This is a genomic window from Zafaria sp. Z1313 (assembly GCF_050563205.1).
Lineage (GTDB): Bacteria > Actinomycetota > Actinomycetes > Actinomycetales > Micrococcaceae > JAZDCJ01.
Window position 1 is genome coordinate 22,052 of the sequence record NZ_JBNWUK010000003.1, and the last position, 8,008, is coordinate 30,059.

Sequence of the window (8,008 nt, forward strand, 5' to 3'; positions counted from 1 at the left end):
CAAACAGGGGCCCGTGGCACGGAGCAGTCCGTGGGAACTGTTAAAGTTGAGAGCAGCCCTTGACCACCTGCTTCGATGTGCCCGCGCGTCACGGCAGCCCGCCTCCCAGGAGATCATCGTGCTCGAAGTCCTCATCGCCCTCTTCGCGGTGTCCTTCGTCGCGCCACTGATCTTCCGCCGGCTGGGCCGGGGCACCTTCTACGTCCTGGGCGCGGTGCCCGCGGCCGGCTTCGTCTGGCTGCTCGCGAACTTCCCCTCCTTCACCGGTGCCGACCAGGCCGCGCGGATCGGGGAGCCGAACGCCCCGCCGTCGCTCCTGGTGCCCTGGGTCGAGTCCCTCCACCTCGAGCTCGCCTTCCGGATGGACGCCCTCTCCGCCGTGCTGAGCCTCCTGGTCCTCGGCGTCGGGGCGCTCGTGCTCTTCTACTGCGCCCGCTACTTCAAGAACGAGGACGCCAACATCGGCCCGTTCGGCGCGCAGCTGCTCGCCTTCGCGGGCGCCATGTTCGGCCTCGTCATCGCGGACGACCTGATCCTGCTCTTCATCTTCTGGGAACTGACCACGGTCCTGTCCTACCTGCTGATCGGCTTCTCCCGGACCCGCATCTTCGCGCGGCGCTCCGCCCTGCAGGCGCTCATCGTCACGACCTTCGGCGGGCTCGTGATGCTCCTGGGCCTGATCCTGCTCGGCGAGACGGCCGGAAGCTACCGCATCTCGGACATCATGGCCGATGCCGCGGCGCTCACCGCGCAGGGAACCGTCATCGACGTCGCGATCCTGCTGATCCTCGTCGGCGCCGTGTCCAAGTCCGCGCTCGTCCCCTTCCACTTCTGGCTCCCCGGCGCGATGGCCGCGCCGACGCCGGTCTCCGCCTACCTGCACGCCGCGGCCATGGTCAAGGCGGGCGTCTACCTCGTGGCGCGCCTCGCACCGGGCTTCTCCGAGACCGCGTACTGGCACGGCACGCTCCTCGTCCTCGGCCTCGCGACCATGCTCGTCGGCGGCTGGCGGGCGCTGCGCCAGCACGACATCAAGCTCGTCCTGGCCTACGGCACGGTCTCCCAGCTCGGCTTCCTGATCCTCATCGTGGGCCTCGGCACCGCCAACGCGGCCGTCGCCGGCCTCTCGATGATGCTCGCGCACGGCTTCTTCAAGGCCGCGCTGTTCCTCGTCGTCGGCATCATCGACCACAAGGCCGGGACCCGCGACCTGCGCGAGCTCTCCGGGCTCTGGCGCACGGCGCCCAAGCTGTTCGTCGTGACCCTGATCAGCGCCGCGTCGATGGCCGGCCTGCCGCCCTTCTTCGGGTTCGTGGCCAAGGAGTCCGTGTTCGAGACGCTCCTCGAGGGCGCCGCGAACGGAGAGCCCGGCGGCACGTGGCTGCTCGTGGGCGTCGTGGCCGGCTCCATCCTGACCTTCGCCTACAGTGCGCGGTTCGTCTGGGGCGGATTCGCCTCCAAGCCCGGCGTCGAGCCCACGGCCTTCAAGGCGATCCCGTGGCTCTTCATCGCCTCGCCGCTCGTCCTGGCCATCACGACCGTGGTGACCGCCTTCACCCCCGGCGTCCTCGAGGACGCGATCGCCCCCTACGCGGGCCTGTTCGAGCCCGCCGAGCACCCCGTGCACCTGGCGCTGTGGCACGGATTCACCCCCGCGCTGGGGCTCTCCGCCGTCGTCGTCGCGATCGGCGTCCTGCTCTTCACGGGCCGCGCCGCCGTCGCCCGGGCCCAGGACAAGCTCTACCCCCTCGTCGACGCCGAGAAGAGCTACAAGTACATCCTGGGGGCGACCGACGAGGTCGCGGTGTGGGTCACGGGACGCACGCAGCGCGGTTCGCTCGCGTTCTACCTCATCGTCATCCTCATCGTCGGGCTCCTGGCGCCCGCCGTCGCGGGGATCGCGTTCGACGTCCCCGCGCCGCAGCAGCTCGTCTGGTTCGACACCCCGGCCCAGCTCATGATCGGCCTCGCGATGATCATCGGCGCCTTCGCCGCGATCAAGGCCAACAAGCGCTTCCTCGCGGTCCTCATGGTCGCCGTGACGGGCTACGGCATGGCCATCATGTTCGCCCTCCAGGGGGCGCCGGACCTCGCCCTGACGCAGCTGCTCGTGGAGACGATCGTCCTCGTCGCCATGGTCCTGGCCCTGCGCACGCTGCCGGCGCCGCTGTGGACGACCAACCCGGCCGGGCACCGCGTGCTGCGCGCCGCGATCGGCATCGCCTTCGGCATCGTCATGGTCGGGATCGCCGCGACCTCGATGGCCGCCCGCACGGCCGACCCGATCTCCCTCATGCTCCCCGAGCTCGCCTACGTGGGCGGCGCGGGCCAGAACATCGTCAACGTCATCCTCGTGGACATCCGCGCGTGGGACACCTTCGGCGAGATCACCGTGCTCGCCGCGGCGGCGACCGGCGTGGCCAGCCTGATCTACGTGCGCGGGCGCGGCGACGACCGCCGCCGCACCGAGGACGTGGCGCCGGGCAGCGTGGACCGCGGCTCCGAGCACCTGCACCAGTCCAGCCGCACGGCCGCCGCGCTCGCGATCGCCCGCCACTTCGCCGAGTCGGCGAAGGACGCCTGGCTCATCGCCGGACGGACGCTCGCGCCCGAGCGCCGCTCGATCATCTTCGAGGTCGTCACGCGCCTGTTGTTCCACTCGATGATCCTCTTCTCCATCTACCTCCTGCTCGCCGGGCACAACACGCCCGGCGGCGGGTTCGCCGGCGGCCTCCTGGCCGGCCTGGCCCTCACCATCCGCTACCTGGCCGGAGGCCGGTTCGAGCTCGCCGAGTCGACGCCGATCAGCCCCGGCACGCTCCTGGGCCTGGGCCTGGCGACCGCCGCCCTGTCCGCCGCGTTCCCGCTCTTCTTCGGAGGCCAGATCTTCCAGTCCGCCGCCATCGAGTTCGCCCTGCCGCTCTTCGGGGAGCACAAGTTCGTCACCTCGACCTTCTTCGACATCGGCGTCTACCTCGTCGTCGTCGGCCTCGTCGTCGACGTCCTGCGCAGCCTCGGGGCGGAGATCGACGAGCGGTCCGAGGGCCGCAGCCCCGTCGCCGTCCACGAGGCGCCCGAGGGCAGCACCGAGGGGGTCGCCCGATGAGCGTCAACGTCATCATGCTCGTGGTCATGGGCGTCCTGTTCGCCTGCGGCATCTACCTGCTGCTCGAACGCAGCCTGACGCGCGTGCTGCTGGGCCTCATGCTCATCAGCAACGGGGTGAACCTGCTGATCCTCACAACGGGCGGGCTGCCGGGCATGGCCCCGCTGTACTCCTCCTCCATCGCGGCAGGGGACTACTCCGATCCGCTGCCGCAGGCGCTCATCCTGACCGCGATCGTCATCACCTTCGCGGTGACCGCGTTCCTGCTGGCGATCATCTACCGTTCCTGGGTCATCGCCCGGCGCGACGAGGTCGTCGACGACGTCGAGGACCGCCGCGTCGCCGAGCAGTCCCACTTCGACTTCGAGGAGGACTCGGAGATCGAGGCCGACACGACCGAGTTCACCTCGGAGGACGACGACGCCGCGGCCCGCGCCAAGGCCGCCGTCAACGCCGAGCACCGCCAGGCCAGCGCCGAGGAAAGCGCCGGAACCCACGACGAGTCACGGAACAGGGAGGCACGATGATCAGCGTCGTCTCGCTCGCGCCGCTCGCCGTCGCGCTGCCGATCCTCGGCGCCGCGGTCGCGTTCGTGCTGCGCCGGCACAAGCGCAGCCAGCGGGCCGTGACCATCTCGACCCTCACCGCCACCCTGGCCCTCGAGTGCTGGCTCCTCGCGGAGGCCTGGACGCACGGGGCGCAGGCCGTCCTCCTCGGCGGCTGGGCGCCGCCGTTCGGGATCTCCATGGTCGTCGACGAGTTCTCCGCGCTCATGCTCGTCGTCTCCACGGCGGTGAGCCTCGCGGTGCTCTTGTACGCGACCGCCCAGGGCATGGCCGACGGTGACGACGACGGGCCGATCTCCGTCTTCCACCCCACGTTCCTGATCCTCGTCGCGGGCGTCTCCAACGCCTTCCTCGCCGGCGACCTGTTCAACCTCTACGTGGGCTTCGAGATCCTGCTGACGGCCTCCTACGTCCTGCTGACCCTCGGCGGCACCACGGCGCGCATCCGCGCGGGCGTGACGTACGTCGTCGTCTCCGTGGTCTCCTCGATGCTGTTCCTGATCTCGATCGGCATGATCTACGGCGCCACCGGCACCGTGAACATGGCCGACCTCGCGGTCAAGCTCGGCCAGCTGGACGAGGGCACGCAGATGATCCTGCACCTCATGCTGCTCGTCGCGTTCGGCATCAAGGCCGCGATCTTCCCGCTCTCCTTCTGGCTCCCGGACTCCTACCCGACCGCGCCCGCGCCCGTCACCGCGGTGTTCGCGGGCCTGCTGACCAAGGTCGGCGTCTACGCGCTCGTGCGCACCGAGACGCTCCTGTTCCCCGGGGACCGGATCAACTCGTTCCTGATGGTCGTCGCGCTCATGACCATGCTCGTGGGCATCCTCGGTGCGATCGCGCAGGCGGACATCAAGCGCATGCTCTCCTTCACCCTCACGAGCCACATCGGCTACATGGTGTTCGGGCTCGCGCTCGGGAACCTCGCGGCCCTCGGCGCGACCGTCTACTACGTCGCCCACCACATCATCGTGCAGACCTCGCTCTTCCTCGTCACGGGCCTGATCGAACGCCGCGCCGGGACCTCGAACGTGGACCGCCTCGGCTCGCTCGCCAAGCTCTCCCCGGTCCTCGCCGTGCTGTTCTTCATCCCGGCCATGAACCTGGCCAGCATCCCGCCGTTCTCCGGCTTCCTCGGCAAGCTCGGCCTCATGCAGGGCGGCGTCGAGCTCGGCACCCCGCTCGCGTGGGTCCTCCTCGCCGGCGCCGTGGCGACGTCGCTGCTGACCCTGCTCGCCGTAGCCCGCGTCTGGAACCGGGCGTTCTGGCGCAAGGCCGAGGACGCGGAGAACCCCGATCCGCTGCTGCTCGTCGGCGCCAAGGACGGTGGCCGTGTGACGACCTACAGCCACGTCGCGAACTTCCCGAACAGCCGCTACAGCGACCGCGGCGACACGCAGCTGCTGCCCCGGACCATGGTCGGCTCGACCGCCGCCCTCGTGGCGCTCGGACTCGCCCTGACCGTCTTCGCCGGACCGCTCTTCCAGCTCAGCGACCAGGCCGCCCGGCAGATGATGGAGCGCACGCCCTACATCGAGGCCGTGCTGGGACCCCAGGAGGGCACGCCATGAGCCGCACCCGCCCGTCCGGCCTCGGGACCCCGAGCCGCGGATCCGCCGCGGACCGCCGGCGCAAGCGCGCCCGCTTCCTCGTCGAGCTGCCCCTGCTTGTCTGGATGATGCTCGTCTGGGGGGCGCTGTGGCAGGACTTCTCCGCCGGCAACCTCGTCTTCGGCTTCCTGCTCTCGCTCGGCGTCGTCTCCGTGTTCCGGCTGCCGCCCGTGGAGCTCAGCGGCCGCTTCAACGTCTGGCAGGCGTTCCTGTTCGCCCTGCACTTCCTCAAGGACGTCGTCGCGGCGAGCTTCCAGGTCTTCGGCCTCGCGCTCTTCCGCGGGCAGAAGGTGCGCAGCGCCGTCGTCGGCATCACACTGCGCTGCCGCGAGGACCTGATGATGACCACCCTCGGCCACGTCCTCACGCTCATCCCCGGCTCGTTCGTCGTGGAGGTGGACCGGACGTCCGGGACCCTGTACCTGCACGTCATCGACGTCGACACCCCCGAGGAGGCCGAGCGCTTCCGGGCGGGCGTCCTGGACACGGAGGCGCGGCTGATCAAGGTGATGGGCACGCCCGAGGCCCTCGAGGCCCTGCGCCGTGAGGAGGCCCCCGCATGATCCTGACCACCGCCGCCTGGGTGTCCGGCCTCCTGCTGGCCGCCGCCGCCATGATGGCGATCGTGCGCATCGCGCGCGGTCCGTCGATCCTCGAGCGCGTGATCGCCCTCGACGTGCTGCTCGCGATCATCATGGCCGCGCTGTGCATCGACATGGCGCTCAACCACCACTTGAACCACGTGCCGTTCATCGCCGTGGCCTGCGTCGTCGGCTTCATCGGCTCGGTGACGGTCTCCCGCTACGTGACGGACCGGAGGAACTCCTGATGGACGCCGAGACGCTGCAGACCGTCCGCGACGCCGCCACGGCCCTGTGCCTCGTCGTGGGATCGCTCATGTCCTTCGCCGCCGGCCTGGGCATGCTGCGCTTCCCCGACCTGCTCTCCCGCATGCACGCCGGCACCAAGCCGCAGGTGCTGGGGCTCCTGCTGCTCCTGACCGCCGTCGGCCTGCAGGCCGATTCGCCGGCGGTGCTGCCCGTGCTCCTGCTCGCGTGGCTCTTCCAGCTGTTGACGGCGCCCGTGAGCGCCCACATGGTGGGGCGGGCGGGCTACCGCACCAAGCACCTCAAGCGCGAGACGCTCATCGTGGACGACCTGGACGAGGTCGTCGCCCGGGCCGCCAACGGCTCGCTGCCGGCGGGCGCGGCAGACCACGTGGCGGACACCGAGCGCTGAGCCCGGGCTAGACCTCGTCGGCGGTTTCCTGGAAGCGGCGCAACATGCGCTGCGTGCCGCGGTTGGCCATGACCTGGATCACCGCGGCCACGACGGCGGAGGCCACGGCGAAGCCGAGGGCCTGGCGCAGCGAGGCCTCGGCCTGGGCCTCGGCGTCGCCCGGCTTCGGCGGCTCCTCGCCGGTGATCCGCGTCCAGGCGGTGTCGAGGAGCTTGGCCCCGGCGAATCCGGCGCCGAGGGAAATCAGCGAGCCGACGATCTTCAGCAGTACGTTCACGTGCGCGGTCTCCGTCTCGAGGGGGTGATTACCCGCCCAGCATAGCGCGGGGCTAGACTGGGGCCACTGAAACACCAACGACAGGGGAGCGTTGGGCTCCGGCCGGCGGCCGGAACCCGTCAGAACGCTGAGAGTGCGCGCCGCGCAGACCCTCGAACCTGATCCGGCTAGTACCGGCGAAGGGAGTCGAGTTCTCAGGGATGCCGCGCGGCGGCACGCCCTCCCCTCCTTGATCCCAAGGAGGACACCTCTATGAGCACCGTGCAGTCTCCCGCACGCACCGGATGGCGCGTCGTCGACATCGTCGTCGCCGCCATCATCGCCGTCGCCTCCGGCGTCGTCTTCTTCGCCTGGAACACCTTCCACCACGCGCTGGACTTCCTGTTCCTGGCCTTCCCGCCCTCCTCGGCGCTGCTCGCGGGAATGTGGCTCTTCCCGGCCGTGCTCGGCGCGCTGGTGATCCGCAAGCCCGGGGCGGCCCTGTTCTGCGAGACCGTCGCCGCGGTCGTCTCGGCCTTCCTCGGCTCGCAGTACGGCTGGACCGTGCTCGTCTCCGGCCTCGTCCAGGGCCTGGGGGCGGAGCTCGTCGTCGCGGCGTTCCTGTACCGCCGCTGGGGGCTGCAGGTGGCCCTGCTCGCGGGCGCCGCGGCCGGCCTCTTCGGCGGCGTGAACGACGCGTTCGTCTTCAACTGGTTCCCGGAGTACACGGTGGTCATGAAGCTCGCCTACGTTGGATTTATGACGATCTCCGGCGTCGTCATCGCGGGCCTGCTGTCCTGGCTCGCGACCCGGGCCCTGTCCCGGACGGGGGCGCTGTCCGCGCTGGCCTCGCGCAAGGCCGCGCAGGAGCCGGTGAACGGCTAGGCGGTGACGTCCCAGGCCGCCCGCGAGGCGGGGAGCACGACGCCGGGGCCGCACCCGGCGGCGGTCCGTGCGGCCGGGTGGGGGTGGCGTCATGCGGGACGCCATGCGCCCGCCGTGTCCGGGCTGGACCTGGACATCCGCCCGGGGGAGCGGATCCTGCTGGCCGGCCCCTCGGGCGCTGGCAAGTCGACGCTCCTGCACGCCCTCGCCGGCGTCCTGCACCAGGACGAGGACACCGAGGCCGAGGGCGAGCTGCTCGTCGACGGCGCGCCCGCGCACACGGTGCGCGGGCGCGCCGGGGGCCTTGAGAAGAAACCCAAAAAACAAAGACCGGCAGGACCCA

9 protein-coding genes and 1 riboswitch are annotated in these 8,008 nt (G+C 70.7%); of the genes, 8 read left to right on the forward strand and 1 reads right to left on the reverse strand.

Annotation, left to right across the window (positions count from 1 at the left end; genetic code table 11):
• Positions 1-118: 118 nt before the first annotated feature.
• Genes ACQ3I4_RS04855 through mnhG form a run of 6 tightly spaced genes read left to right on the forward strand, consistent with a single transcriptional unit; the run spans position 119 to position 6,524 of the window.
• A complete protein-coding gene (locus ACQ3I4_RS04855) occupies positions 119-3,106 on the forward strand; it encodes a Na+/H+ antiporter subunit A (RefSeq protein WP_430632976.1) in 2,988 nt (995 codons plus the stop codon).
• Positions 3,103-3,633 carry a Na(+)/H(+) antiporter subunit C gene (locus ACQ3I4_RS04860; RefSeq protein WP_430632977.1) on the forward strand — a complete coding sequence of 177 codons (531 nt, stop codon included), beginning with the start codon at positions 3,103-3,105 and terminating at the stop codon, positions 3,631-3,633. The genes ACQ3I4_RS04855 and ACQ3I4_RS04860 overlap by 4 nt, the downstream gene beginning before the upstream one ends.
• On the forward strand, positions 3,633-5,246 hold the full coding sequence (locus tag ACQ3I4_RS04865) for a Na+/H+ antiporter subunit D (protein ID WP_430633061.1): 1,614 nt from the start codon (positions 3,633-3,635) through the stop codon (positions 5,244-5,246). Before ACQ3I4_RS04860 ends, ACQ3I4_RS04865 begins: the two co-directional genes overlap by 1 nt.
• Complete coding sequence (locus tag ACQ3I4_RS04870; protein WP_430632978.1) at positions 5,243-5,848, forward strand: Na+/H+ antiporter subunit E; 606 nt, start codon at positions 5,243-5,245, stop codon at positions 5,846-5,848. The genes ACQ3I4_RS04865 and ACQ3I4_RS04870 overlap by 4 nt, the downstream gene beginning before the upstream one ends.
• On the forward strand, positions 5,845-6,114 hold the full coding sequence (locus tag ACQ3I4_RS04875; protein WP_430632979.1) for a monovalent cation/H+ antiporter complex subunit F: 270 nt from the start codon (positions 5,845-5,847) through the stop codon (positions 6,112-6,114). The genes ACQ3I4_RS04870 and ACQ3I4_RS04875 overlap by 4 nt, the downstream gene beginning before the upstream one ends.
• Complete coding sequence (gene mnhG / locus ACQ3I4_RS04880; RefSeq protein WP_329863314.1) at positions 6,114-6,524, forward strand: monovalent cation/H(+) antiporter subunit G; 411 nt, start codon at positions 6,114-6,116, stop codon at positions 6,522-6,524. The genes ACQ3I4_RS04875 and mnhG overlap by 1 nt, the downstream gene beginning before the upstream one ends.
• 7 nt (positions 6,525-6,531) lie before the next feature.
• On the opposite strand, the gene ACQ3I4_RS04885 is transcribed toward mnhG, so the two are convergent.
• Positions 6,532-6,801 carry a DUF4235 domain-containing protein gene (locus ACQ3I4_RS04885; RefSeq protein ID WP_329863312.1) on the reverse strand — a complete coding sequence of 90 codons (270 nt, stop codon included), beginning with the start codon at positions 6,799-6,801 and terminating at the stop codon, positions 6,532-6,534.
• 72 nt (positions 6,802-6,873) lie between these two features.
• Positions 6,874-7,003, forward strand: a riboswitch (TPP riboswitch).
• 50 nt (positions 7,004-7,053) lie between these two features.
• On the opposite strand from ACQ3I4_RS04885, the gene ACQ3I4_RS04890 reads away from it, so the two are divergent.
• Together ACQ3I4_RS04890 and ACQ3I4_RS04895 are read left to right on the forward strand one after the other, a co-directional pair.
• Positions 7,054-7,665, forward strand: a complete 612-nt coding sequence (locus ACQ3I4_RS04890; protein ID WP_329863310.1) for an ECF transporter S component — start codon at positions 7,054-7,056, stop codon at positions 7,663-7,665.
• Between the two features lie 114 nt (positions 7,666-7,779).
• The coding region (locus ACQ3I4_RS04895; RefSeq protein WP_430632980.1) for an ATP-binding cassette domain-containing protein at positions 7,780-8,008 on the forward strand (229 nt) is incomplete at its 3' end.

Bases quoted from the DNA above. Each gene is read 5' to 3' on its own strand.
- ACQ3I4_RS04860 (WP_430632977.1), top strand. From the start codon at position 3,103: ATGAGCGTCAACGTCATCATGCTCGTGGTCATGGGCGTCCTGTTCGCC.
- ACQ3I4_RS04870 (WP_430632978.1), top strand. From the start codon at position 5,243: ATGAGCCGCACCCGCCCGTCCGGCCTCGGGACCCCGAGCCGCGGATCC.
- ACQ3I4_RS04875 (WP_430632979.1), top strand. From the start codon at position 5,845: ATGATCCTGACCACCGCCGCCTGGGTGTCCGGCCTCCTGCTGGCCGCC.
- mnhG (WP_329863314.1), top strand. From the start codon at position 6,114: ATGGACGCCGAGACGCTGCAGACCGTCCGCGACGCCGCCACGGCCCTG.
- ACQ3I4_RS04890 (WP_329863310.1), top strand. From the start codon at position 7,054: ATGAGCACCGTGCAGTCTCCCGCACGCACCGGATGGCGCGTCGTCGAC.